General features: G+C 73.0%; 22 protein-coding genes. 9 read left to right on the top strand and 13 right to left on the bottom strand.

What is annotated here, in order from left to right; translation table 11 throughout:
* Window positions 1-53: 53 nt before the first annotated feature.
* The 6 genes from ABZ805_RS04580 to ABZ805_RS04555 form a co-directional block, all read right to left on the bottom strand.
* Window positions 54-407, bottom strand: coding sequence for a hotdog domain-containing protein (locus tag ABZ805_RS04580; protein ID WP_358434271.1), 354 nt, complete (start codon window positions 405-407; stop codon window positions 54-56).
* A gap of 83 nt (window positions 408-490) precedes the next feature.
* Window positions 491-2,143: a GMC family oxidoreductase gene (locus ABZ805_RS04575; protein ID WP_358434268.1), complete on the bottom strand. Its 1,653-nt coding sequence runs from the start codon at window positions 2,141-2,143 to the stop codon at window positions 491-493.
* A 17-nt stretch (window positions 2,144-2,160) separates the two neighbouring features.
* On the bottom strand, window positions 2,161-2,811 hold the full coding sequence (locus ABZ805_RS04570) for a gluconate 2-dehydrogenase subunit 3 family protein (RefSeq protein ID WP_358434266.1): 651 nt from the start codon (window positions 2,809-2,811) through the stop codon (window positions 2,161-2,163).
* Window positions 2,812-2,863: 52 nt separating this feature from the next.
* On the bottom strand, window positions 2,864-4,372 hold the full coding sequence (locus tag ABZ805_RS04565; RefSeq protein ID WP_358434263.1) for an aldehyde dehydrogenase family protein: 1,509 nt from the start codon (window positions 4,370-4,372) through the stop codon (window positions 2,864-2,866).
* Window positions 4,373-4,597: 225 nt separating this feature from the next.
* Window positions 4,598-5,998 (bottom strand): phenylacetate--CoA ligase family protein, encoded by a 1,401-nt coding sequence (locus ABZ805_RS04560; RefSeq protein WP_358434260.1) that lies wholly within the window; start codon window positions 5,996-5,998, stop codon window positions 4,598-4,600.
* A complete protein-coding gene (locus ABZ805_RS04555; protein ID WP_358434257.1) occupies window positions 5,995-7,713 on the bottom strand; it encodes a thiamine pyrophosphate-binding protein in 1,719 nt (572 codons plus the stop codon). The genes ABZ805_RS04560 and ABZ805_RS04555 overlap by 4 nt, the downstream gene beginning before the upstream one ends.
* A 172-nt stretch (window positions 7,714-7,885) precedes the next feature.
* On the opposite strand from ABZ805_RS04555, the gene ABZ805_RS04550 reads away from it, so the two are divergent.
* The gene (locus tag ABZ805_RS04550; RefSeq protein ID WP_358434254.1) at window positions 7,886-8,578 is read left to right on the top strand and encodes a GntR family transcriptional regulator; all 693 of its coding nucleotides are present in this window, start codon (window positions 7,886-7,888) and stop codon (window positions 8,576-8,578) included.
* 46 nt (window positions 8,579-8,624) lie between these two features.
* Here the strand turns inward: ABZ805_RS04550 and ABZ805_RS04545 are convergent, their stop codons facing one another.
* From ABZ805_RS04545 to ABZ805_RS04535, 3 genes are all read right to left on the bottom strand, one after another.
* Window positions 8,625-9,026, bottom strand: a complete 402-nt coding sequence (locus ABZ805_RS04545; RefSeq protein ID WP_358434251.1) for an IclR family transcriptional regulator C-terminal domain-containing protein — start codon at window positions 9,024-9,026, stop codon at window positions 8,625-8,627.
* 184 nt (window positions 9,027-9,210) lie between these two features.
* Window positions 9,211-11,019, bottom strand: coding sequence for a glycoside hydrolase family 15 protein (locus ABZ805_RS04540; RefSeq protein WP_358434248.1), 1,809 nt, complete (start codon window positions 11,017-11,019; stop codon window positions 9,211-9,213).
* Window positions 11,016-12,452: a glucose-6-phosphate dehydrogenase gene (locus ABZ805_RS04535; protein WP_358434246.1), complete on the bottom strand. Its 1,437-nt coding sequence runs from the start codon at window positions 12,450-12,452 to the stop codon at window positions 11,016-11,018. The genes ABZ805_RS04540 and ABZ805_RS04535 overlap by 4 nt, the downstream gene beginning before the upstream one ends.
* Before the next feature lie 220 nt (window positions 12,453-12,672).
* On the opposite strand from ABZ805_RS04535, the gene ABZ805_RS04530 reads away from it, so the two are divergent.
* Window positions 12,673-12,927 carry a hypothetical protein gene (locus ABZ805_RS04530; protein WP_358434243.1) on the top strand — a complete coding sequence of 85 codons (255 nt, stop codon included), beginning with the start codon at window positions 12,673-12,675 and terminating at the stop codon, window positions 12,925-12,927.
* 12 nt (window positions 12,928-12,939) lie between these two features.
* Here the strand turns inward: ABZ805_RS04530 and ABZ805_RS04525 are convergent, their stop codons facing one another.
* A complete protein-coding gene (locus ABZ805_RS04525) occupies window positions 12,940-13,518 on the bottom strand; it encodes a helix-turn-helix domain-containing protein (RefSeq protein ID WP_358434240.1) in 579 nt (192 codons plus the stop codon).
* A gap of 82 nt (window positions 13,519-13,600) precedes the next feature.
* Here ABZ805_RS04525 and ABZ805_RS04520 point away from each other — a divergent pair, with 82 nt between their 5' ends.
* Complete coding sequence (locus ABZ805_RS04520; protein WP_358434238.1) at window positions 13,601-14,482, top strand: SDR family oxidoreductase; 882 nt, start codon at window positions 13,601-13,603, stop codon at window positions 14,480-14,482.
* A 23-nt stretch (window positions 14,483-14,505) separates the two neighbouring features.
* Here ABZ805_RS04520 and ABZ805_RS04515 read toward each other — a convergent pair whose 3' ends face one another.
* Window positions 14,506-15,114: a helix-turn-helix domain-containing protein gene (locus tag ABZ805_RS04515; protein WP_358434235.1), complete on the bottom strand. Its 609-nt coding sequence runs from the start codon at window positions 15,112-15,114 to the stop codon at window positions 14,506-14,508.
* 123 nt (window positions 15,115-15,237) lie between these two features.
* On the opposite strand from ABZ805_RS04515, the gene ABZ805_RS04510 reads away from it, so the two are divergent.
* On the top strand, window positions 15,238-16,026 hold the full coding sequence (locus ABZ805_RS04510) for an SDR family oxidoreductase (protein WP_358434232.1): 789 nt from the start codon (window positions 15,238-15,240) through the stop codon (window positions 16,024-16,026).
* Window positions 16,027-16,213: 187 nt separating this feature from the next.
* On the opposite strand, the gene ABZ805_RS04505 is transcribed toward ABZ805_RS04510, so the two are convergent.
* On the bottom strand, window positions 16,214-17,134 hold the full coding sequence (locus ABZ805_RS04505) for a DMT family transporter (RefSeq protein ID WP_358434229.1): 921 nt from the start codon (window positions 17,132-17,134) through the stop codon (window positions 16,214-16,216).
* A 31-nt stretch (window positions 17,135-17,165) separates the two neighbouring features.
* Here ABZ805_RS04505 and ABZ805_RS04500 point away from each other — a divergent pair, with 31 nt between their 5' ends.
* Complete coding sequence (locus tag ABZ805_RS04500; protein WP_358434226.1) at window positions 17,166-17,717, top strand: XRE family transcriptional regulator; 552 nt, start codon at window positions 17,166-17,168, stop codon at window positions 17,715-17,717.
* 51 nt (window positions 17,718-17,768) lie between these two features.
* Here ABZ805_RS04500 and ABZ805_RS04495 read toward each other — a convergent pair whose 3' ends face one another.
* Window positions 17,769-18,989, bottom strand: coding sequence for a DUF418 domain-containing protein (locus tag ABZ805_RS04495; protein WP_358434223.1), 1,221 nt, complete (start codon window positions 18,987-18,989; stop codon window positions 17,769-17,771).
* A 209-nt stretch (window positions 18,990-19,198) separates the two neighbouring features.
* On the opposite strand from ABZ805_RS04495, the gene ABZ805_RS04490 reads away from it, so the two are divergent.
* From ABZ805_RS04490 to ABZ805_RS04475, 4 genes are all read left to right on the top strand, one after another.
* Complete coding sequence (locus ABZ805_RS04490; protein ID WP_358434220.1) at window positions 19,199-20,104, top strand: LysR family transcriptional regulator; 906 nt, start codon at window positions 19,199-19,201, stop codon at window positions 20,102-20,104.
* A 127-nt stretch (window positions 20,105-20,231) separates the two neighbouring features.
* Entirely contained in the window at window positions 20,232-21,557 is a 1,326-nt protein-coding gene (locus tag ABZ805_RS04485) for an MFS transporter (protein WP_358434217.1), read from the top strand.
* Window positions 21,554-23,260, top strand: coding sequence for an acyl-CoA dehydrogenase family protein (locus ABZ805_RS04480; protein ID WP_358434214.1), 1,707 nt, complete (start codon window positions 21,554-21,556; stop codon window positions 23,258-23,260). Before ABZ805_RS04485 ends, ABZ805_RS04480 begins: the two co-directional genes overlap by 4 nt.
* Entirely contained in the window at window positions 23,253-24,416 is a 1,164-nt protein-coding gene (locus ABZ805_RS04475) for a CoA transferase (protein WP_358434211.1), read from the top strand. The genes ABZ805_RS04480 and ABZ805_RS04475 overlap by 8 nt, the downstream gene beginning before the upstream one ends.
* Window positions 24,417-24,737: the final 321 nt, after the last annotated feature.

Below are 24,737 nucleotides of genomic sequence, written 5' to 3'. Positions count from 1 at the left end.
CGCCCGGGTGAGCGGCCCGCCCGCCGGTCGAGCGGACCGCTCACCCGCGGCCGTCAGGTGAAAGCGGTGCGGGGAGCCGCGACGCGGTCGATCTCGCCGTCGGCGATCGTGTCGCCGCGGGCGTTCTCGGCGCGCACCGCGAAGGTCCGGCGCCGCGACCCCTCGGCGGGCAGGACGTCGGCGTGCACCGTGACGACCTCGCCGACCGACGTGGGCGCGAGGTGCCGGATGCGCACCGCCGCGCCCACCGAGACCTGCCCCTCGGCGAGGTGCGGCCGCGCCGCCACCACCGTCACCTGCTCCAGCCAGGCGAGCAGCCGCGGCGTGCCGAGCACCGGCACGTCCCCGCTGCCCAACGCGACGGCCGTGTCCTCGTGGCCGACCTCGTGCCGCTGCGAACAGGTCACCCGTCCTCCTCCCGATCGTGGAATCCCTCGTCCTGGCGGGAGAACCGCCCTCCGGCGGGGAGCACCGGAGGGCGGTGACCCCGCTACAGCTCCGGCGCGTCCGCGTTGCTCGGCGTCGTGCGCTGCGTGGTGATGTCGTGGAAGCGGCGCTTGATGTACTCGCCGCACCGCACCGACAGCGCACCGATCGTGGAGGTCGGGTTGACCGCGCCTCCCGTCGTCAACGCGCTGCCGTCCACCACGAACAGGTTCGGCAGGTCCCAGGTCTGGTTCCACTTGTTCAGCACCGAATCCTCCGGGCTGTTTCCCATCCGGCAGGTGCCCATCAGGTGCCAGCCGGGCGGCGGGTTCAGCACCCCGGTGTCGTTGGTCTCGACGGCCCCGACCGCCCGGGTCGCGTCGAAGATCCGCTGGATGCCGTAGTTCGCGAGCGCGATGTCGTTCTCGTGCGGCTCCCAGTTGACGTGCGCGGCGGGCAGTCCGTCCGAGTCGGTGGCGCTCGGGTCGAGGGTGACGCGGTTGGTCGCCACCGGCAGGTCCTCGCCGAACATGAACACCATGAGGTGGTTGGCGAAGTGCTCCTCGAAGAACCTCCGGTGCCCGCGTCCCCACGGCGCCACGTGCCCGGTGTGCGTGCCCATCGCCGCGTAGCCGGGGCCGAAGCTGCGCGCCACCTGCATCGCGAACCCGTTCACGAACCCGCGGTCCACGTCCGTGTCGTAGAACTCGTGCGAGTACAGCGGTGCGCCGAACGAACCCTTGAAGCCTTCGACCGGTTCGTCGAACCACGAGTCGCAGAACGCGAAGATGTGGTGCATCAGGTACTTGCCGACGATCCCGTTCGAGTTCGCCAGCCCGTCCGGATGCCCGGACTGGGCGCTGTTGAGCAGCAGCCGCGGCGATCCGATGCCGTTCGCGGCCAGCACCACGATCTTCGCCCGCACCTCGTGCCGCCGCCCGGTGCGGCGGTCGATGTAGGTCGCGCCGGTCGCCTTCCCGCCGGAGGCGTTGATCGTCTCCACCCGGGCCAGGGTGCGCAGGTCGGCGCCGTTGCGGATGGCCGCCGGCCAGTGCGCCACCGCCGGGGTGGACAGCGAACCGCGCGGACAGCCGGACAGCGCGTTGCCGTCGCCGACGTCGGCCTCCCGGTTCTCCCGCGGCCGCGTGATGATCGCGTTGTCCGAGGGCCACCAGTGCCAGCCCAGCTCGCGGGAGGCCTTGGCGTACTTGCGGCCCAGCTTCCCCGGCAGCACCGGCGGATCCCGGTCCACGCCGGTGCGGTCCGGGTAGGACGGATCGCCGATGAGGCCGGAGATGCCGTAGTCCCGGTCGTTCTCGTCGTAGAACGGGGCCAGGTCCTCGTAGCTGATCGGCCAGTCGATGGTGCCTTCCAGCCCGTGCTCGGTGCCCTTGCGGAAGTCCACCGGCTTGTACCGCGGCCAGTGCCCCGCGTAGTGCACGGTGGAGCCGCCGACGTTGTTCATCAGGTACGGCGTGGTGGACCCGGTGACCGGGTAGTCCTCCGGCAGCTGCCGCACGTTCGGGTCGTAGGCCCAGCCGCGCTGCTTCTCGATCTCCCACTCGTCGTGGTAGTGCGGGTGCTCCGAGGGCTTCACCCACGGCCCCTGCTCCAGGCACACCACCCGCATGCCCGCGGCGGAGAGCTTCTTCGCGACGCCCGCGCCGCCCGGGCCGGATCCGATGATGAGGACGTCGGCCTCGTCGTGGTCGGTCATGTCCGCTTCCCTCCCCTTCAGCCGCGGCCCTGGAGCCACGTGAGCTTGGACAGATCGACGCGGCGCACCTCGTCGGTCGCGGTGTAGCCGGCATCGCCCCCGGCGGCGGCGAGGGTCTCCTCGTCCCAGGCTTCGAGGGTGTCGAGGTAGCCGTACGGCAGCGGCGGCCCGTGGTAGTCCCGCCCGGCGGGCAGGTTGCGCCGGATCGCGAGGGTCACCTCCGGGCGCGAGTAGTAGCCGTAGTAGACGAGGCTGCGCAGCTGCTCGAACAGCGGGTCCTCGGCGGTCTCCAGCGCGCTGATCGCCGCGGCCCTGCCGTCCTCGTCGGCGTCGACGAACGCCCGCCCCAGCGCGTCGAGCCCGGCTTTGAACTCGTCCTCGGTGGCGAACGGGAAGTGCTTGTTGCGGTAGCCGGACGGGGTCACGTAGCGGCCGACGAAGGTGACGACGTCGACCTCGCTCGCCGCGGGCCAGCCGTCGGCGGGCGGGATGATCGTGTCGGCGGCGGCGCGCAGCACCTCCGCCTGGACGTCGTCGAACGCGACCGGTCGTTCCAGGCCGCCGAGCCGGGGCCGCCCGGTCTCGAAGTAGCCGCCGCCCGCGCCGGGCGGGAGGGTCGTCTCGGGCGCCCCGAGCGGAGCGGGCGCCTCGCCGAGCCTGTCGGTCATCTCGGTGCTCCTCGTGGTGCGTCGTCGTGCTGCGGTGCGGGGTCGGCGGTGGTCACAGCGGCGCCCCCGCCCAGTCGGTGCCCGCGCGCAGCGAGTCGTCGAGGTTGACGGTCACGTGCTTGATCTGGGTGTAGCCGTGGACGGCTTCGAGGCCTTCCTCCCGGCCGGTGCCGCTCTGCTTGTGCCCGCCGTGCGGGGTCATCGGCAGCTCCCCGAACCAGTCGTTGATCATCACGCCGCCGACCTGGAGGCGGCGGGTGGTGGACAGCGCCCGGGTGATGTCCTTCGTGAACACCACGGCGAACAGCCCGTACGGCGAGTCGTTGCAGGCCCTGATCAGCTCGTCCTCGTCGGTCCAGGTGATGACCGCGGCGACCGGGCCGAAGATCTCCTCCCGGGCGATGCGCGCGTCGTTGGTGACGTCGGTGAACACGGTCGGCTCCACGTAGTAGCCGCCGTCCGCGGTGCCTGCCGGGCGGCCGCCGCCGTAGTGCAGCGTGCCCTCGGACTTGCCGATCTCGATGTACTCGCGGACCCGCCGGTACTGCTTCTCGTTGATCAGCGGGCCCATCTGGGTGGCGCCGTCGAAGATGTCGCCGATCTTCGCGGCGCGCAGCCGGTCGACGAGCTTGGCCAGGAACGCCTCCCGCACGTCGGCGTGCACGAACAGCCGGGTGCCCGCCACGCACACCTGCCCGGCGTGCGAGCAGAAGCCCTGCACCGCGGCCTCGACCGCGTCGTCCAGGTCGGCGTCCGGGAACACGATCGTCGGGCTCTTGCCGCCCAGCTCCAGGTTCACCTGCGCCACGTGGTCGGCGGCGAGCTTCGCGACGGTCTTGCCGGTCTCGGTGGAGCCGGTGAAGGTGATGCCCGCGACGTCGGGGTGCGCGGCCAGCGCGGCGCCCGCCTCCGCGCCGAACCCGGTGACCACGTTGAACACGCCCGCCGGGAATCCGGCCTGCTCCACCAGTTCGGCGAACTTCAGCGCGGACAGCGAGGTGTCCTCGGCCGGTTTCACCACGCAGGTGTTGCCGAGCGCGAGGGCGGGCGCGCAGGAGCGCACCAGGATCAGCAGCGGGTAGTTCCACGGCACGATGTGCGCGGTGACGCCCAGCGGTTCGCGCAGCGTGAAGCTCAGCTTGTTGCCGGGCACGTCGATGGTGCGGCCGCCCACCTTGTCCGCGAGGCCCGCCCAGTACTCAAGCCACAGCGGGATCGCCGCGACCAGTTCCTGCGCCTTCGCCAGGTAGTGCCCGGAATCGAGCGCCTCCAGCCGGGCCAGCTCGTCCGCGTTCTCGGCCACCAGTCCGGCCAGCGCGCGCAGCAGGCCGGCGCGGGCGACCGCGTCGGTGAACTGCCACTCGACCGAGACCCGCCGGGCGGCGGCGACGGCGCGGTCGACGTCGGTGGCGTCGGCGCGCGGGACCTGCGCGATGGTCTCGCCGGTGCTCGGGTCGACGGTGGGGAACGAGCCGCCGGAAGCGGCGTCGGCCCAGCCGCCGTCGACGAACATGCGCGCGTGCTCGACGCGGCGGGCGGTGAGGTCCAGCGTCAGGGTCATGGGATGCACCTCTCTGTGGATCACGTGCTGACTCGGCTGTGTCGGACTGGCGGGCGCGCTGCTGCTCCTCCCCGGCGCGCCCCGCGAGGGCGCCCTCCCCCGCCGGATTTCACCGCCACCAGGCGGAATCCGGTGTTCTCCGGGCAGGGAGGGGCGCGGGCGGTTTTCTCGGGAATCCGAATCGGGAACCGGGGCCGGGAGATCGGCCCGGGGCGGTGCGGCGGCTCAGCGCCGCGCGTGCGCGCGTTCGTCGACGACGCGGCGGGACTTGTGCTCGGCGCGGGGGAAGGTGCCCGCGTCGACGGTTTCGAAGGTGACGCGGACGCCGAGCAGGGATTGCAGGCCCTCACCGGTGGTGCGGACGAACTCGGGCCGCTGCTCCGGCGGGTAGCTGCACTCGGCGCGGACGGTCATCTCGTCCATGGTTCCGGCGCGGGACACCACGATCTGGTGCTCGCCAGCGTAGCCGGGGACCCCGCGCAGGTAGTTGTCCACTTCGGTCGGGTACACGTTCTCCCCGCGGATGTGGATCATGTCGTCGATCCGGCCGTACACCCCGTCCGGCAGCTTCGGGTAGGTGCGGCCGCACGGGTTGTCCTCCATCACCCAGCGGGTGAGGTCGTTCGAGGCCAACCGGATCATGGGCTGCGAGGTGCGCTCCAGGTGCGTGTACACCGGGGTGCCCTCGGATCCGTAGGGAACGGTGCGGAAGGTGGCCGGGTCGCACACCTCGTGCCACACGATGTCCTGCCACAACAGCATTCCGTCCGGGGTGCCGGAGGTCGCCGACGCCGACATGAACGGCGTCATCTCGGCCATCGTGCCGCAGTCCACCACCCGCGCCCCGAACGCCTCCGCGATGGCGCCGCGCACGGCGGGCACCGAGGCGCCCGGTTCGCCGGAGAAGAACATGACCTCGATGCCGAACTCGCGCGGGTCGATCTTCTCCTGCCGCGCGACCTCCGCGAGCCGCAGCGCGTAGGACGGCGTCGCGTAGAACGCCCGCGGCCGCACCCGCGCCAGCCAGGTCACCGCGCGGGCCGTCATGCCCTGCACGCCCGCGCCGAACGGCAGCACCCGGCAGCGCAACCGCTCCGCGCCCGCCATCGCGCCCCACGAGCCGAGGTAGAGGCTGAACAGCGCGGCCACGAACACGGTGTCGCCGGGGCGGATGCCCATCGCCCACATGATCCGGGCGTGGTTGTCGGCGATCACCTCCCAGTCCCGGCGCCCGAGCGCGAACGCGGTGGGCGCGCCGGTGGTGCCGGAGGTCCCGTGGATGTGGTGGATCTCCGCGTCGTCCACGCACACGTAGTCGCCGAACGGCGGGTGGTCGCGCTGCGCGGCCCGCATCTCCTCCTTGGTGACGACCGGGACCTGCTCGAACGCCTCGAACGAGGTGATGTCGGCCGGGTTGCAGTCCACCGCGTCCCACTTGCGGCGGTAGAACGGGGAACGCTCGTAGGCGTAGGCCATCACCTCGCGCAGCCGGGCGAGCACCGCGGCGTCCCGCTCCTGCGGGTCCATGGTCTCCCGGTGCGGGAACCAGTACGGCTGGTCGGGATCGGGCAGGTAGTCCTGGTCGTACCGGGCGGGGAACCGCCACTCCTCCATCGCCGAGCTCACGTGGTCCTCCTGCGTTCGATCTCCGCGTCGTTCCAGGGGGTCAGGGCCTGGTAGTCGGGGACCCAGCCGAGCCCCTTGCCCGCGTCCGGCGAGGGCGCGTCCTGGGTGGTGACCACGTCCACGACGGCCGGGGCGTGCTCCCACGCCCGCCGCAGCGCCGCTTCCAGTTCGGCGGGGTCGGTGACGCGTTCGCCGTGCGCGCCGAACGCCCGCGCCATCGCCGCGTAGTCGGAGTCGGCGAGTTCGGTGCCCGCGACGAGCCCGTAGTTCTCGGCCTGGTCGTAGCGCTCGATGTTCCAGGCCCGGTTGTTCGACACGACCACGACGATCTTCGCGTCGTGCCGCACCGCGGTGTCGATCTCGGTGGCGGTGATGCCGAAGGCGCCGTCGCCGGTCACGGCGAGCGCGGTCTCGCCCGGTTCGGCCAGGGCGGCGGCGATCGCGAACGGGGTGCCGACGCCGAGGCAGCCGAAGGCGCCCGCGTCCAGGTAGCGGCGGAACCGGGTCAACCCGAGCCGCGCGAACGACAGCAGGTCCCCGCCGTCGGCGACCACGACGGCGTCGTCGAGGTCGAGCGCGCCGAGCGCCCCGAAGATCCGGTTCGGGTGCATCAGCCCGTCCGAGCCGGGTTCCGCACGGCTGAGCGCGGCCCGGTACTTCGCGGCGCGGTCGAGGTGCTTCGCGCGCAGTCCGTCCCGCCAGTCGGTGTCCGGTGCGTGGTCCCGCAGCGCGTCGGCGAGCGCGCCCAGCGCGTCGCCCGGGTCGGCGAGCAGTTCCACCTCCCCGCGCCGGTTGTCGATGAGCTCGCTCGCGGTGTCGGCGATGCGGATCACCCGCGCTTCGGGGAACACCGCGGGCGAACCGAACCCGACCTGGAAGTCCAGCTGCCTGCCGACGGTGATGAGCAGGTCGGTCTCCCGCATCACCGCCGAGCGGGCCGAGCCGACGCCGGCCGGGTGGTCCTCCGGGACCAGCCCGCGGCTCTCCTGGGTGTCCAGGTAGGCCGCGCCGGACGCGTCGAGGAACCGGACCAGGTCGGTGCCGTCGGTGGTGCGGGCGCCGCGGCCGCTGATGACGGCGGGCCGGCGGGCACCGCGGACCAGTTCGGCGGCGGCGGCGATCTCGTCCGGGTGCGGTTGCGGCCGGCGGCGCGGCTTCGGCCGCAGGTGCTCCTCGGTGACCAGCGCGGGCGGGATCTCCTCGCGCAGCACGTCGGTGGGGATCTCCACGTATACCGGGCCGGGTTCGCCGCGGTCGCCGAGCGCCCGCGCCCACGCCTCGTCGAACTCGCGCACCAGCTGGTCGGCGGAGCGCAGCGTGCGCGAGAGCCGGGTGACGGGTTCGAGGATGGCGGTGTGCGGGATGTCCTGCAGCGGCCCCATGTTCGACTGCGGTTGCGGCGGGCAGCCGCCGATGACCAGCAGCGGTATCCGCGAGATCGACGCGTTCGCGACGGCGGTGACGGTGTTGGTGACGCCCGGCCCGGCGGTCACGAGCGCCACCCCGAGCCGTCCGGTGAGTTCGGTGTGGGCGTGGGCCATGTGCACCGCGGAGCCTTCGTCGCGGACGTCCACGATCCGCACGCCGAGCCGGGCCAGCTGGTCCCACACCGGCTGGATGTGCCCGCCCTGCAGGCCGAACACGCGGTCGGTGCCGCGGGCGACCACGAAGCGGGCCACCGCTGCCGCGGCGGGTACGGGATCTCGTCCTGACATGCCTCGTGTCCTCCCCGTTGAGTAACGCAGACCACATCTGAACGCAGCATGCGGTACTCTGAATTCAGAAGTCAATACACCGGATTCAGGTCGGACCTCCCGGAGGGACGTGGTGCCGGGCGCGCCGATACCGTGGACGCGTACCTGCCCGCAAGACCCGAAGGAGCAGCACATGGCGGCGCCCTCGCCCGACGATGGCAAGGTGACCCCGCTGCCACCCGTGCCGTCCCGGACCGAGCAGGTCTACGAGGCGATCGTCCGGGACATCTGCACCGGTCAGCTGCAGCCCGGCGTGCCGCTGCGGCAGGAGCAGCTCGCCGAGCGCTTCCAGGTCTCCCGGCAGCCCGTGCAGCAGGCGTTGCTGCTGCTGCGCAACGAAGGGCTGCTGCGCGAGTTCGGCCGCCGCGGGCTGGAAGTGGCGCCGCTGCGCCGGAAGTTCGTCAGCCAGCTCTTCGAGCTGCGCGCCATCCTCGACGGCCAGGCCGCCCGGCTCGCCGCCCAGCGCGGCACCGCCGAGAGCCTGGAGCGGCTGCGCGGCGTGGTCGGCACCGGCGAGCGCGCGTTCGAGGACCGCGCCTTCTCGCACATGATCACCGCGGACGTCGACTTCCACCGCGGCGTGGTGGACGCGGCGGGCAACCCGCTGCTGACCGAATCGACCGGCGTGCTGTGGCGCAACGTCCAGCGCGTGATGGGCGAAGTGCTGCTGCAGGGCGGCGCGCCCGCCTGGGTCTGGGAGGACCACGCCGCGATCTTCGCCGCGATCACCGCGGGCGACGCCGACGAGGCCGAGGCGCTGGCCCGCCGCCACGCCGAGCACGGCGAGCAGCTCATCCTCGACGGCCTCCCCCCGGAAGTCGACTAGCCGCACTCCGGCGCTCCGGCCCCCTGACTGAGCGGGACCGGGGGGTTCAGCAGGCCCGGCGGGCGATGGCGTGCGCGGCCCGCCGGACTTCGGCGCCGAGCTGGTCGAGGCGGTCGGCGGGGAGGTCCTCCTGGTGTCCGGAGACCTGCACGGCGGCGTGCGCGGTGCCGTCCGGATCGAGCACGGGCGCGGCCACCGACGCCATGCCCGGTTCCCGTTCGCTGGCCGCTTCGGAGTAGCCGCGGTCGCGGATCTCCGCCAGGTCGCGCAGGAATCCCGCTCTGTCCACAGTGGTCCCGTCCGCGCGGGTGTGCTCGCCCAGCCGGTCCAGGAACTCCGCCAGCTCCGCCGCGGACAGATGGGCGACCAGCGCCTTGCCCGCACCCAGGTGCAGCGGCAGCCGCTCCCGCGAGCGCATGGTGTCCGCGGACGGCTTCGCCGGTGGCATCGGGCGCGAACCCCTCCCGTGTTCGGATGGCGGTCCATCTTTTCACCCGGTGGTGAAGCCGCGCCCCGCGAACGTTTCCGGAATCGACCGATCACGGAGCGCAGCCATGTCGAGGTTTCCCCGCGCGCAGCACGAGAACCGCCCCACCGCGAGAACGCGATGGGGCGGTGTGCTCGGGACTCGCTCAGCCGGGCAGGGCTCGGTCGGTGTTGATGGCGGAGCTGATCAGGGACAGGTGGGTGAAGGCCTGCGGGAAGTTGCCGAGCTGCTCACCGGTGAGCCCGATCTGCTCGGCGTAGAGGCCGAGGTGGTTGGCGTAGGTGAACATCTTCTCCAGCGACAGCCGCGCCTTGTCGACCTGCCCGCTGCGGGCCAGCGCCTCCACGTACCAGAACGAGCAGATGGAGAACGTGCCCTCGGCGCCGTCGAGCCCGTCCGGCGCCTGGTCCGGGTCGTAGCGGAACACGAGGCTGTCGACGACGAGCGAGCGCTCCAGCTCGTCGATCGTGGACAGGAACCGCGGGTCGGACGGGGAGCAGAACTTCACCATCGGCATCAGCAGCACGGCCGCGTCCGGTACGAACTCCCCTTCGCGCTGGGAGAAGCAGGCGTGCCCCTCGTCCCAGCAGTCGTCCATGATGCGGTGGTAGATGCGGTCGCGCTCCGCCGTCCACCGGGGGAGGTCGGCGGGCAGCCCGCGCTGGCGCGCCATCCGCACCATGCGTTCGATGCCGACCCAGCACATCAGGCGGGAGAAGGTGTGCCGCTGCCGTCCGGCCCGGGTCTCCCAGATCCCTTCATCGGGGCGGTCCCAGTTGGCCAGCAACCAGTCCAGCACCCGGGTCAGGTTGGTCCAGCTGCGGTGCGAGATCCCGCTGCCGTGCTTGTTGTACAGGTAGACGGAGTCGATCAGCTCGCCGTAGATGTCCAGCTGGAGCTGTCCGCCCGCGTCGTTGCCGATGCGGACCGGCGCGGAACCGCGGTAGCCCTCCAGGTGCGGCAGTTCCTCCTCCCCCGCCGCCGGGTCGCCGTCGATCGTGTACATCACCCGCAGCGGCCCCAGTTCCCCGTCGCCCGGGTCGTCGAACCGGTCGGTGAGCCAGCCGATGAAGTCCTCGGCTTCGCTGGTGAATCCCAGCCGCAGCAACGCGTACAGCGAGAAGGCGGCGTCCCGGATCCACACGAGCCGGTAGTCCCAGTTCCGCTCACCGCCGATCCGCTCGGGCAGCGCGCAGGTCGGGGCGGCGATGATCGCACCGCTCGGTTCGTGAGTGAGCAGCTTCAGGGTCAGCGCCGAGCGGTGCACCACCTCGCGCCAGCGACCGGTGTAGTTCGAGTGCGCCAGCCACCTGCGCCAGTACGCGACGGTGGCGTCGAACAGCCCGTCCGCGGCCGTCATCGGTTCGCAGTCCGCCTCGCCGACCTCCAGCACCAGCAGCGCGAATTCCCCTGCTGCCAACGAGAACTCGGCTTCGGCGTCGCCATCGCGCACGGCCAGGTCCACGGTGCCGCCGAGGGTCAGCGCGAGCCCGGGCCCGTCGAACCGCACCCCGCAGCCGGTCTCGGTGGTCTCGTGCGCGGCGCGCCCGTAGTCGAAGCGCGGTGCGACGCGGGTGCTCATCCGGACGGTGCCGCGGATCGCGGCGATGCGGCGCACCAGCCGCTGCCGGTGGTCCGGGTCGCGTTCGCGCAGGATCGGCATGAAGTCCTGCACCTCGACCATGCCGTCCTCGGTGAGGAAGCGGGTGACGAGGATGTTGGTGTCCGGGAAGTAGAACTGCTGCCGGTTCACCACCTCGCACGCCGGGTGCAGCTCCCAGCTGCCGCCTTGGTCGGCGTCGAGCAGCGCGCCGAACACGCTCGGCGAATCGAACCGGGGCGCGCAGAACCAGTCGACGCGGCCGCCGGTGCTCACCAGCGCGGCGGTACGCAGGTCGCCGATGAGGCCGTGCTCGCTGATCGGCGGGTAGCGGGCGTCCTCGGCCGCGCTCATCCCGGCACCCGCCATCCCGCGTCCCCGGGCAGTTCCAGCGCGGCGCGCGGGCCCCAGGAGCCCTGCTCGTACGGGTGCGGGGCCGGCGGGTCGGCGAGGACCGGTTCGCACACCTCCCACAGCCGCTCGACCTCCTCGGAGCTGACGAACAACGTCTGATCACCGCGCAGCACGTCGAACAGCAGGCGTTCGTAGGCGTCCGGCGCCGATCCCCCGCCCCGGCCGTCCCCGTCCGAGCCGTCCCCGTCCCGATCACCGCGCTCTTCGGCCGGTTCGAGCCGCGCGGTGGTGGTGCGCAGCTCGATCCCCGGCCCGGGGACCTTCGCGGCCAGGTCGACGCTCAGCTCCGGTTCGTCGACCAGTTCCAGCGACAGCGCGGTGCGCGCCTCCCGCGCCCCCGGCACCTCGACCGGCGGGGAGCGGAAGGTGAGGGTGACCGCGCACCGGGCGGTCGCGAGGGCCTTGCCGGTGCGCAGGTGGAACGGCACGCCGCGCCAGCGGTCGTCGTCGACGAACGCCTCCAGCGCCACGAAGGTCTCGGTCCGCGAATCCGCGGCGACGCCGTCCTCGTCCCGGTAGCCGTCGTACTGCCCGAACACGACGCGAGCCGGGTCGAACGGCCGCAGCGCGCGGAACACCCGCAGCCGCTCCGCGCGCAGCGAGTCGGCGTCCCACCGCCGCGGTGGTTCGAGGGCGACGGTGCCGAGCAGCTGGCACAGGTGGGTGGCGACCATGTCCCGGAACGTGCCGGTGGTTTCCAGGAACGACGCCCGGCCTTCCAGCCCGAGGTCCTCCGGCACGTCGATCTGCACCGAGGACACGGTCCGCCGGTCCCACGCGGCGTCCAGCGGCGCGTTGCCGATCCGCAGCGCGAGCGCGGCCTGCACCCCTTCCTTGCCGAGGAAGTGGTCGATGCGGAACACCCGCTGCTCCGGGAAGACGCGCAGCACCGCCTCGTTGAGGGCGCGCGCGGATTCCAGGTCCCGGCCGAACGGCTTCTCCAGGATGATGCGGGCCCCGTCGGAGAGGCCGGTGTCCGCCAGCATCCCGACCATGTCGTGCATCGATTCCGGCGGCACCGACAGGTAGAGCAGCACCCGGGCGCCGCCGCCGAGTTCCGCGTCCGCATCGCGCACGGCCGCCGCGAGGTCGGCGCCGTCGTCGGAGTCGGCGGTCTGGAACGAGACGTGCTCGGCGAACTCGGCCCACTCCCGACCGGTCACGTCCGCGGCGTGCTCGCGCACCGAGCCGCCGAGGTCCTCGCGGAACTGCTCATCGCGCCCTGGGCTGTGCCTGCCGGAGCCGATGATCCGGTAGCGGGACGGCAGCCTCCCCGCACGGGCGAGGCGCACCAGCGCGGGGAACAGCTTCCGGGCGGCCAAGTCGCCGGTTGCGCCGAAGAGCACGAACACCAGCGGCGCGTCCTCGCTCACCGGTGGTCCTCGTGGTTCCTCGGTGCGGCGCGGTGGGTTCGCATGGCGCTCCTCCAGCGGAGTGGATCAGGACCCTTCCGGCGTACCCCGGCGCCGCGCGTGGTCAAACCCGATCACCGGAACGATCTTCGGGTCGTTCCGGCAACGGTTCGGCCGCGGGCCTCCCCACCGGGCCGCGGTTGCTCTAGGGTCCGGTGCCACTCGACGAAGGTGGGCCGCCATGTCCGAACGTTCCGAGCGCAAGTCCTGGCGCAAGCGCCTCCGCAACACCGGATGCCTGATCACCCTGCTGATCGTGCTGGTGCTGCTGGGATTGATCGTGCTGCTGGCGGTGATCGCCAAGGATCCGAGCGGCGCGGCGGGCGGGGTGAACCACTGGTGGGGAGCGCTCGGCGATGGGGCCCGGTCGGTGCTGAACGCGCCGATCGACTTCTTCCGCTCCCTGCTCCGCTTCGGCGACGAGGTCGGCGGCTGACGGCCGCGGAGCTCACCCCAGCGCGGCCGCGGCCGCGCGCAACTCCTCCAGCGCGACCTGCGCGTGCTGCGCCAGTTCCGTCGGGTCGTCGCGGTTGGCCGCGGACCAGCGGGCGAAGCCGCTCTTGAACGCGAGCAGCCCCAGCTCGGCCGCGAGGTGCGCGGCCGGGTCGGGGACGCCGCGGTCGAGGAGCGCGGTGGTCATGGCGGCGGCGAGGCCGACGCTCTTGAGCGCGTCCCGTTCCTGCAGCTCCGCGCTGGCCGCCACCGCGGCCTGGATACGCGGTGCCAGTTCGCGGTTCACCGGGCCCATCGCGTTCGAGGCGCGTTCGAGGCCCGCGGACACCGCCTCGACCGGGCTCGCGCCGTCGGGTGCGGCCGCGATCCCTTCGGCGAGCAGACCGCTCAGCGCCTCCTGGCCCGCGACGAGCACTTCCCGCTTGTCGGCGAAGTGCCGGAAGAAGGTGCTGCGGGTGACGCCGGCGCGTTCGGCGATCTCGGCGACCTTGGTGGCGTCGTAGCCCTGTTCGGTGAACAGGTCGACGGCGGCGATGACCAGTCGTTCCCGCGCTCCCGGTTCCCATCGAGCCATGCGCACACCCTAGCGATGCGACACCTGTCCCATCACTCGCGTACAGTGATGCGACATCAGTCCCATCACTTCGGGAGCACCCATGCACGTGTTCATCACCGGCGGCACCGGCGTCATCGGCTCCACCGTCATCACCGAACTGCGCGAGCACGGCCACACCGTGCTCGCCCTGGCCCGCTCGGACCGCTCCGCGGCGGCCGTGGCGGAACTCGGCGCCGAGGCGCTGCGCGGCGAACTCGCCGATCTCGACGTGCTGCGCACCGGCGCCGAGCGGGCCGACGGCGTGATCAGCCTGGCCTTCGGCCGCGACTACGGCAGCCCCGAGGCGCTGGCCGCGTCCATCGCCGAGGAGGCCGCGGCCATGGCGACCCTGGGCGAAGCGCTGGTCGGCAGCGGCCGCCCGATCGTCGCGGCGTCCGGTACCCCGGCGGCCACCGGTCGCGCCGCCACCGAGGACGATCCGCTGCTCCTGGAGGGACCCGTCGCGGCCCGGAGCCGCTCGGTCCACGCGCTGCTCGCGCTCGCCGAACGCGAGGTGCGGGCCACGGCCGTCCGGCTGCCGCGCACCGTGCACCACCGCGGCGAGGGCGGCTTCGCCGGCCTCCTCGTCGAGAACGCGCGCCGCACCGGCGTGGCCGGGTTCCCCGGCAGCGGCGACCAGCGCTGGCCCGCCGTGCACGCCCGCGACGCGGCGGCGCTGTTCCGGCTGGCCCTCGAATCGGCACCGGGCGGAACGGCGTGGCACGCGGTGGCCGACGAGGGCGACGCGGTGCGCGACATCGCCGCGGTCATCGGCCGCAGGCTGGGCCTGCCCGTGGCGCAGGTGCCCGCGGAGACCTTCGGCCCGTTCGGCCCGATCTTCGCGGCGGACCAGCCCGCCTCCAGCACGCGCACCCGCGAAGCGCTCGGCTGGCGGCCGACGCACCCGAGCCTCCTCGCCGACCTGGAGAACGTGCGGCCCTGACGGGCCGGCCGGGAGGTCGCCGGTCAGCGGCGCGCGGGAGTCCCGCCGAGCGCGCCGAGCAGGGTGCGGACCAGCAGGTCGACGCGGGCGGCGACGCCCTCCGCGGCTTCGGCGGCGAGTTCCGGCGCGGCCGCGGGCAGCTGGTGCACCTCGTGCAGCAGCACCAGGTAGAGGCGGCGGCACCAGGCCGGGTCCGCCGCGGCGATCTCCCCGGACTCGTGGAGCCGGGTGAACAGCGCGTCGAGCCCGTCGACCACCTCGGGTTCGAGCAGCGGTTCCCGGCCCTCCGGGTCCGCGGCCAGTTCCATCGCGAAGCGGTGCCCGACCTTGAGCTCGAAGATCAGCTCGGTCAGCCGGTGCAGCGCGACCAGCGGCGGCGCGGTCTGCACCCGCGCTTCCGCGAGGCCCTTCAGGTAGCGCTCGTTGAGCTGTGCGACGAGCGCGTCCAGCAGCGCCTGCCGGGAGGAGAACCGGCGGTGCACGGTGGCGCGCGCGAGCCCGGCCGCGTCGGCGATCCGCTCCAGCGACGCGCTCGGGTCCGCCGCGAGCACGGTCGTCGCGGCATCCATGATCCGCGCCGTGCTGCGCTCGGCGTCCGCCCGCACCCGCCGTGGCCGGTTGGTCTCGTCCATGTCCCCTCCGTGGTCCGCAGCTCACCCTACCCAGCCCTAAATGATTCATGTATGTTGCAGTTATTCACTCAGCTGAGCGTGCGTAGTTCCAGTTGTCTCGCTCTCGGCGAAGGAGAACCGAAGATGGATCTGCAGCTGACCGGCGCCCGCGTGCTCGTGACCGGCGCCAGCAAGGGCATCGGCCTGGCGATCACCCGCGCCTTCCGCGCCGAGGGAGCCGAGGTCGTCGCCTCGGCGCGGCGGAACACGCCCGAGCTGGAGGCCACCGGCGCGACCTTCGTGCCCGCCGACCTCGCCACCCCGGACGGCCCGCGGCGGCTGGTCGAGACCGCCCTCGCCGCCGATCCGCGGCTCGACGTGCTGGTGAACAACGCGGGCGGCGGGAACGCCCCCGACGAGGCGCTCCGCGACCCGTTCGGCGGCGACGACGAGGTCTGGGCCGCCACCGCCGAGCTGAACCTGCACGCCGCCGTCCGCGCCACCCGCGCCGCGCTGCCCGCGCTCGTCGAGGCCCGCGGCGCGGTGGTCAACATCAGCTCGGTCAGCGCGCGGCTGGCGCACACCTCGCCGCTGCCGTACTCGGTGGCCAAGGCCGGGCTGAACGCCTTCTCCCGCGGCCTCGCCGAGAAGGTCGCCGGGTCCGGTGTCCGGATCAACGTGGTCACCCCGTCCGGAACCCGCACCGACCTGCTGACCGGGCAGGACGGCTATGGCGCCCGGCTGGCCGCGACCTTGGGCGTCGAGCACGAGGAACTGCTGCGGCAGCTGCCGAAGCAGACGGGGCTGCTCACCGAGCAGCTGATCGACCCGGCCGAGATCGCCCGCGCGGTCGTGCTGCTGGCCTCCCCGACCATGCCGAGCGCGATCGGCGAGAACTGGACCGTCGACGGCGGCACCCTCAAGGCCGCGTGACACCCCCGGAACTCGCCGATCCGCGCAGCAGGGCGGCGAGTTCCGGCACGTCCACCTCCGCGGGCCGCGGCAACCAGGCCGGTCGGCCGGCGTGCTCGGCAGGATCATCGAGGATCACCCGGGACAGCGCCGAGATCGCAGCCGTCGACCTGGCGGACCGACCGGCTCCCCCGGCGGGACCAGCGGATCAGCGGGCGGTGGACTCGGACAGTTCGGCGGCCGGGGTGTCCACTTCGGACTTCGCACGGGGTTTGAGCTCGCTGATCAGGGTGCCGATGATGATCAGCGCCGCCCCGGCAAGCGCGAGCCCCGGCAGCCGATCCCCCGCCAGGCGGCCGAAAACGCCGCCCCACACCGGTTCGCCCGCGTAGATGATGGTGGCGCGCGTCGGCGAGACCTCGCGCTGCGCCCAGTTCATCGCGATCTGGATCAGGCAGCTCGCCGCGCCGAGGCCGAGGGCCGCCACCAGCCACACCCAGGAGAACGCGGGCAGCGCCTCACCGGCGACGGGCATCATCGCCAGTGACAGCGCGCCGCTGACCAGCAGCTGCACCACGGTGACCTTGCCGAGGTCGACCTTCCCGGCGAACAACCCGATCAGCACGATCTCCGCGGCGATGGCCAGCGCGCCGACGAGCGTGGCGAGCTCCCCGCTGCTCATCGAGATCCCGGCCGCGCCCGGCCCGGCCAGCAGCACCAGCCCGGCGAAGGCGAGCGCGGCGCCGATCAGCGCCATCATCGGCGGCGCCTTGCGGAACACCGCCCACTGCAACAGCGGCACCATCGGCACGTACAGCGCGGTGATGAACGCGGAGGAACTGCTGCTGATGGTCTGCAACCCCCAGGTCTGCAACCCGTAGCCGAGGAAGATCGCGACGCCGATCGCGGCGCCCGCCCCAAGGTCGCGCAGCCCGATCCCGCGCAGCGCCCGGCGGAACACCACGAGGCTGATCGCGCCCGCGGCCAGGAACCGCACGCCGACGAAGAACAGCGGGCCGCAGTGGCGCATGGCGGTGTGGATGACCAGGAACGTCCCGCCCCAGATCACGGTGATGCCCACCAGCGCCAGCTCGTGCCGGTTCACCGCCCGACCTCGAATGTGCAACATATTGCACCACGCTATGTGTAGAATCCTGCACGTGCAAGAGCCGAGCTCGGACGTCCTGGTGCACGTCGCGGACAATCTGCGCCGCCTGCGCCACGCCACCGGCCGCAGCCAGTCCGAACTCGCCGCCGACGCCGGGCTGAGCAGGCGCACGATCATCAACCTGGAGGCGGGCGAGGCCAACATCAGCCTCTCCGGGCTCGACAAGCTCGCCCACGCCCTCGGGACGAACCTCGTCGAACTGGTGAGCCCGCCGTCCGCCCCGCCCGATCGGATCGACGCCACCGCCTGGCGCGGCGCCCACCCCGACAGCCGCGCGGTGCTCCTCGGCAGTGCGCCCGCCCGCGACGAGGCGCAGCTGTGGACCTGGAGCCTCGCCGCCGGGGACCGCTACGACGCCGAGCCCGACCCCGCCGGATGGCACGAGATGGTCTTCGTGACGGCGGGACGGCTGCGGATCGAGCGGGAGGACCAGGTGGCGGTGATCGAGGTGGGTGACTACGCGATCTACTCCAGCGCGCAGCGCTACTCCTACGTCAACGACGCCGCTGAGACGACCACCTTCGTCCGCAACGTCATCTCCTGAACCCCGCGGCCGTTCTCGCCGGATCGGGCCGCTGGTCCACTTGGGACTCGATCAGGCGCGGCGGCGCGGCGCCCGGTAGGTGAGCCCGCGCAGCAGGACCTCCGCCGGGCCGCGGACTCCCGCCCGCTCCGCCGCGAACGCCAGCACCGCGGTCAGCACCCAGGTGCCGAGACCCACGAGCGCCGCCGACCAGCTCGACAGGTGCGCGCCGACCCCGAAACCCCACGCCGCGAGCAGCGGCACGAACACCACCGACTGCGCCAGGTACCCGCTGAGCGAACGCCGCCCCAGCGCGAGCAGCATCCGCACCGGCACCGCCGGGTCGGTGCCGCGCAGCGACATCCGGTGCGCGACGAGACCGAACAGGGCCGCGTAGCCGACTCCCGCGAAGATCCCGGCGAAGAAGTGCACCGCCCCGGCGAGCGCGAGGTTCGGCAGCTCCAGCACGCCGACGTGGTGCAGCGCCAGCGGAACACCCGCCGCCCAGCCCACCGCGATCCCGGCGAACGCGGTGCCGCGCAGCAACCGCAGGTGCCGCGCGGGCTCCTCCAGCACCCGGTGCCGAGAAGCCAGCAATCCCAGCAGGAACGCCGCCGGCAGCGCCAGGGTGACGATCCCCGCAGGCAGCGCGGGCAGCCAGTTCCCCAGCCGCAGCACCACCGAAGCGAGGTAGTCGGTCTCCGCGATCGCGAGCCGCTGCGCGTCCGGCCCGGCCGCGCTCGGCACCGGCCCGGCCAGCGCCGCGCCCGCGCAGACCAGCGCGGCGAGCGCGAGCAGCACGCCGATCGTGACCTGCAGCGCGCGGTCCCCGCGGTTGAGGAACAGCGGCACGAACACCAGCCCCAGCAACCCGTAGGTGGCGAGGATGTCGCCCTGCCAGAGCAGTGCCGCGTGCACCAGCCCGAAGGCGAACATCCACAGGTGCCGGGTGCGCAGCAGCCTGCACGCCGCGCGCGGAGTCGCGCCCGCCGCGATCCGGCGCGCGTGCAGCTGCCCGATCCCGTACGCGAACAGGAACGCGAACATCGTGTGCGTGCGCGCGTCCACCACGACGATCGTGACCGCCTGCACGATCCGATCGGCGAGCCCGCCACCGGCCGGGTGCAGCAGCGCGGCACCGGTGCCTGCGGTGTACAGGAACCACGGCACGTGCGCCAAGGCGATCAGCAGCAGCATCATGCCCCGGGCCAGGTCCGGGGCGATCGCCCGCTCGGCGAGCGGGGTGGGTCGCGCCGGTGGCGCGGGCGGGTGCGGTTCGGTCGCGGTGGACACGGGTGAGCTCCTCTCGGGGGCGGACGTCGCCCATCCCACTCCGTGCCCCTGCGGCATGCTCAAGCCCGGATTCGCGGCGACCGCCGGATCTCCGCGGCCCGACGCGCCCGCACCACTCGATCCACAGTGGACTGATAGCGCCGCCTTGACATCGCGGGGCGGGACCGCAAGCTGAGGTGGACCCGGCACCGATCCGAGGACGGTCCAGCATGGAACTGCGGCACCTGGCGGCCTTCGTGGCCGTGGCCGAGGAACTGCACTTCGGCCGCGCGGCCGTCCGGCTGCACATGGCGCAGTCGCCGCTGAGCAGGCAGATCCGGTTGCTGGAGCGCGATCTGGGCGTCGAGCTGTTCGACCGCGGCACCCGCGCGGTCGCGCTCACCCCGGAAGGGGCCGCGTTCCTCGAACCGGCGCGGCACGCGCTCACCGCCGCCGACCGCGCCCGGCACGCGGCGGCCGCCGCCCGCAGCGGGCACCTGGGGCGGGTGAGCGTCGGGTTCGCGGGCGCCACCGGCAACGCGAGCCTGCCCGTCCTGACCCGCGCGGTGCGGTCCGCCCTGCCCGGCGTCGACCTGGACCTGCGGGGGCAGACCTACTCGGGGCGCGCGCTGGACGAGGTGGTGGACGGAACGCTGGACCTCGGGTTCATCGCGCTGCCCGCGCAGCAGGGCGTGGCGACCCGGGTGGTGCGCCGCGAGCGGCTGCTGGTGGCGCTGCCGGACACCCACCCGCTGGCCGGCCGGGACGAGGTGGCGCTGGCCGACCTCGCCGGCGAACCGCTGGTGACCTTCCCCGACGGCACCGGCTCGGCGGTCCGCGAGGCCGGGCTGCGGGCCTGCCGCGACGCCGGGATCGCCCCGCGGATCGTGCAGGAGGCTCCGGACGCCTACACCGTGCTGACGCTGGTGGGCGCCGAGGTCGGGGTGGCGATCATGGTGGACTCCTCGCGGCGGATCCGCACCGACCACGCGGTGCTGCGCCCGATCAGCGGGCCCGCACCGGTGCTGCCGATCGCGCTCGCCTGGCGCCCGGACGACCCCTCCCCCGCGCTGCGGGAAGTGCTGCGCGTCGCCGAGGAAGTGCTGCCGACCCCGATCGATGCCGATCCGGTCTGAATCACGTCGATTCTCGTCTTGGACAGGTCTCGGAGCGGCGTGCCAGTGTGCTGGCGATCACGTCGTCCGCGGTCCGCCCCGCATCCCCGGACGGCGATCCCGCTCGATCGCGACAAGGGAGTCCGCGATGACGACAGCCCCGTCCCCCGGCGCTCCACCGGAGCGCGGCGGACCCCGCGACGCGCGGCGCGCCGGGATCGCCGCGTTCGTCGGCACCACCGTCGAGTGGTTCGACTTCTACGTGTACGGCTCCGCCTCGGCGCTGGTGTTCGGGAAGGTGTTCTTCCCCGACGTGTCCCCCGCACTGGGCACCCTCGCCGCGTTCGGCACGTTCTGGGTCGGCTTCCTCGCCCGCCCGCTCGGCGGCGTGCTCTTCGGGCACCTCGGTGATCGCCGCGGCCGCAAGAGCGCGCTGATCACGACGCTGCTGCTGATGGGCCTGGCCACCGCCGGGATCGGGTTCCTCCCCGGTTACGCCGCGATCGGGCCCGCCGCGCCGGTGCTGCTGATCGTGCTGCGCATGGTCCAGGGCGTCGCCGTCGGCGGCGAGTGGGGTGGCGCGGTGCTCATCGCCACCGAGTACGCCCCGCCCGGGCGAAAGATCCTCTACGGGGCGTTCGCGCAGCAGGGCTCGCCGGTGGGGAACCTGCTGGCCACGCTCGCCTTCCTCGCCATCGCCCGGCTCTCCGAGCCCGCGTTCACCGACTGGGGCTGGCGGGTGCCGTTCCTGCTGTCGGTGGTGCTGGTGCTGGTCGGGTTGTTCATCCGGCTGCGGCTGGACGAGACGCCGGAGATGGCGGCGCTGCTGCGGCAGCGGCGGACCGACCGGATCCCGCTGCTGGAAGTGCTGCGCGAGCACCGCGGGATCGTCGCGCTCGGCGTGGGTGCGGGCGCGGCCGGGGTCGCCATCACCTACGTCAAGACCACCTTCGCCCTGTCCTGGGCGACCGCGGAGCTGGGGTTCGACCGCAACGCGTTCCTCACCACCATCACCCTCGCGCTGGTCGTGCAGGTGCTGGTGCAGCCGTTCGGGGCGGTGCTGGCGAGCCGGATCGCGCTGCGCCGCGCGGTGCTGTGGATGCTGCTGCCGGAAGTGGTGCTGCTGCCGTTGATGTTCGTGCTGGTGCGCACCGGCGAGTTCTGGCCCGCGACGATCGGGATGGCCGTGGCGACCGTGCCGCACGCGCTGTTCTACGCGGCGCTGGCGGGAATCCTGTCCCAGGTCTTCCCCGTGGGCGTGCGCTACACGGCCAGCTCGCTGGCCTACCAGCTGTGCACCACCCTGTTCGCCGGCACCGCGCCGCTGCTCGCGCAGTTCCTGCTGACGAGCACCGGATCGATTTGGGCGGTCGTCGGGCTCGGCCTGTCCTACGTGGTGATCTCGCTGGTCTGCACGACCGCGCTGATCCGCCGCACCGCACCGGAATCCGCCCCGCAGAGGAGCCTCGCGTGAACTTCGCCGACCACGATCCCGCCCTGCGCCCCTTGCTCGACCGGCTGCTCGCACCGGCGGACCGCGCCCGGGTCGAGCCGCTGCTCGCCGAGCTGGGGCGGGTCGCCGCCGAGGACGTCGACCCGCTCGCCGCGACCGCGGACCGCAACCCGCCGGTGCTGCGCTCGTTCTCCCCGGCGGGCGACCGGATCGACCAGGTCGAGTTCCACCCCGCCTACCGGGAGCTGGCGGAGGTCGCGTTCCGCCGCTTCGGCCTCGCCGCCATGTCGCACCGGCCGGGGGTGAACGGCTGGCCCGGCCGGACCCCGCACGTGGTGAAGTACGCGCTGTCCTACCTGTTCGTGCAAGCGGAGTTCGGCCTCGCGTGCCCGCTGTCCATGACGGACTCGGCGGCGCGGGTGCTGCGGTTGTTCGACGAGCGGCGCTACGCCGCCGAGATCGACCGGCTCACCTCGACCGATCCGGCGATCGCCGCGACCGGGGCGATGTTCATGACCGAAGTGGACGGCGGCACCGACCTGGCCCGCACCGCGACCGAGGCCACCGAGCACGGCGACCGGTGGACGCTGCGCGGCCGGAAGTGGTTCGCCTCCAACGTGTCCGCGGACTACGTGCTCACCTTGGCGAAGGTTCCCGGGCAGGGTTCCGGAACCCGCGGGCTCGGCATGTTCCTGCTCCCGCGGCTGCGCCCCGACGGCACCCGCAACGCGATCCGCATCGACCGGCTCAAGGACAAGCTCGGCGCCCGCTCCATGGCCAGCGGCGAGGTCACCTTGGAGGACGCGGTCGCGTGGCCCGTCGGCGACCTGGCCCGCGGGGTGCCGCAGATGCTGGAGATGGTGAACGTGTCCCGGCTGTCGAACGCGATGCGCTCGGCCGCGCTGATGCGGCGCGCGGTGCGGGAAGCGGTGCTGCACACCAGATCCCGGGTCGTGTTCGGCGACGCGCTGTTCGACCAGCCGCTGATGCGCGCCACGCTGCTGCCGCTGCTGCTGGACGCCGAGGCCGCGCTGGGCCTCGTGCTGGAATCCGCCGCGCAGCTGGACCGGGCCGACACCGGGGACGAGCCCGCCCGCGCGCTGGTGCGGGTGCTGACCCCGCTGGCGAAGCACTCGATCTGCAAGCGGGCCCGGCAGGTCACCGGGGAGGCGATGGAGATCCGCGGCGGCAACGGCTACGTCGAGGACTGGGTGGACCCGCGGCTGCTGCGCGACGCGCACCTCGGCTCCATCTGGGAGGGCTCGTCGAACGTGATCGCGCTGGACGTGCTGCGCTGCCTGCGCAAGGAGCACGCGCACCACCGGCTCGCCGAGTACTACGGCGACCGGGTTCGGTCGCTGCAGCACGCCGAGAGCGCGGCCGCCGCGGCCGAGCTCGCCGAGCGGTGGGCGGGCGCCCGCGACGTGGGAGACCGGCTGGTGACCGCGGCGGACGCCGACGGGCAGGCCGGGATCGGGCGGTACGCCGAGGACCTGGCCGGGCTGCTGATGAGCACGCTGCTGCTGGAGCACGCCGACGCCCTGCTGCACCGCGGCAGCGGGCACCGGGAGCTGCTCCTCGCGCACGCCCACCTGCGGCGGCTGGTCGATCCGCGCGCCGTGCCCGCGCCCGCGCTCGCCCACCTGGACGCCCTCGCCGAGGGCGGCGCCGTGCCCGCGGACGCCGCCGCGGCCGTGCTCGACGGAGGTCTCACCCATGCCTGACACCGATCCGGCGGCACCGCGCAGCGCCCGCCCGCTGCACGGGATCAAGGTCGTCGACCTGTCGAAGATCCTCGCAGGCCCGTACGCGTCGATGACGTTCGCCGACCTCGGCGCCGATGTGATCAAGGTGGAGCACCCGGACGGCGGCGACCCCACCCGCCAGTGGGGCCCGCCGTTCCAGGGCCCGGACGCCACCTACTACCTGGCGACGAACCGGAACAAGCGGTCGGTGGCGCTGGACCTCAAGTCCGAGGAGGGGCAGCGGGAGGCGCACCGGCTGATCGCCGAGGCCGACGTGCTCGTGGAGAACTTCCGGCCGGGCAGCGGCCTGCAGCGGCTGTTCGACCGCACCGCGCTGACCGAGCGCTACCCGCGGCTGGTGGTGCTGCACCTGTCCGCCTACGGCGATCAGGGGCCGCTGCGGGACGAACCGGGCTACGACATGATCGCGCAGGCCATGTCCGGGCTGATGTCGCTGACCGGTGAACCGGACGGCCCGCCGGTGAAGGCCGGGCTGGCCGCGGGCGATCTGGGTGCGGCGCTGTTCGGCATCATCGGGGTGCTCTCGGCACTGGTGGAGCGGGATCGCACGGGGCTCGGGCAGTGCGTGTCGACCTCGCTGTACGAGTCGCAGCTGGCGCTGCACATCAACTGGGCCACCGGCTACTTCGCGACCGGCGAGGTCCCGTCCCGGCTCGGGTCCGGACACCCGAACCTGGTGCCGTACCAGGCTTATCCGGCTTCGGACGGGCATTTCGTGATCGCGGTGGGCAACAACGAGCTGTGGGGCCGGTTGTGCGAGCTGATCGGCCGGCCGGAGCTGGCCGACGACCCGCGCTACGCGCTGAACCGGGACCGGGTCGCGCACCGCGCCGAGCTGACCGCGGAGCTGGAGCGCACGCTGCGCACCGGCACCGTCGCCGGGTGGTGCGCGCTGCTGGCGGAGGGCGGCGTGCCGGTGGCGCCGATCCAGACGCTCGCGGAGGTCTACGCGCATCCGCAGACCCGGGAGCTCGGCATCGTGCAGGAGGTCGAGCACCCGGTCGCGGGGCCGTTGCGCCAGGTCGCGTTCCCGGTCAGCTACCAGGGGAACCGGCCCGCGGTGCGCACCGCACCACCGCTGCTCGGCGAGCACACCGACGAAGTCCTCGGCTGACCGCCCGAACCTGCCCTGCAAGCCGTGCCCGTTTCCCGTCAGCGGCGAAGCCGCTGAGCCGACCACCAGAGCAACCGGCACCGCCGCGGGTCCTCAGCGGCTTCCTCGCGAGGACAGCGTTTTCGCCTCGTGGCGGAGAGCCACCGGTGAAAACGATCCCGCAGCGGGGAAGCCGCTGACTGCCTGTCCCTGACCCTCGACGGGTCTTGTCCGTTTCCTGTCAGCGGCGAAGCCGCTGAGTAGCCGACCACCTGAGACACCGGCACCGCCGCGGGTTCTCAGCTGCTTCCTCGCGAGGACAGCGTTTTCTCCTGTGGCGGA

The sequence above is a fragment of the Saccharopolyspora sp. NPDC047091 genome, assembly GCF_040643635.1.
Classification (GTDB): Bacteria; Actinomycetota; Actinomycetes; order Mycobacteriales; family Pseudonocardiaceae; genus Saccharopolyspora_C.
Note: the sequence above shows the minus strand (reverse complement) of the source record. Positions and strands in the feature narration are given on the sequence as shown.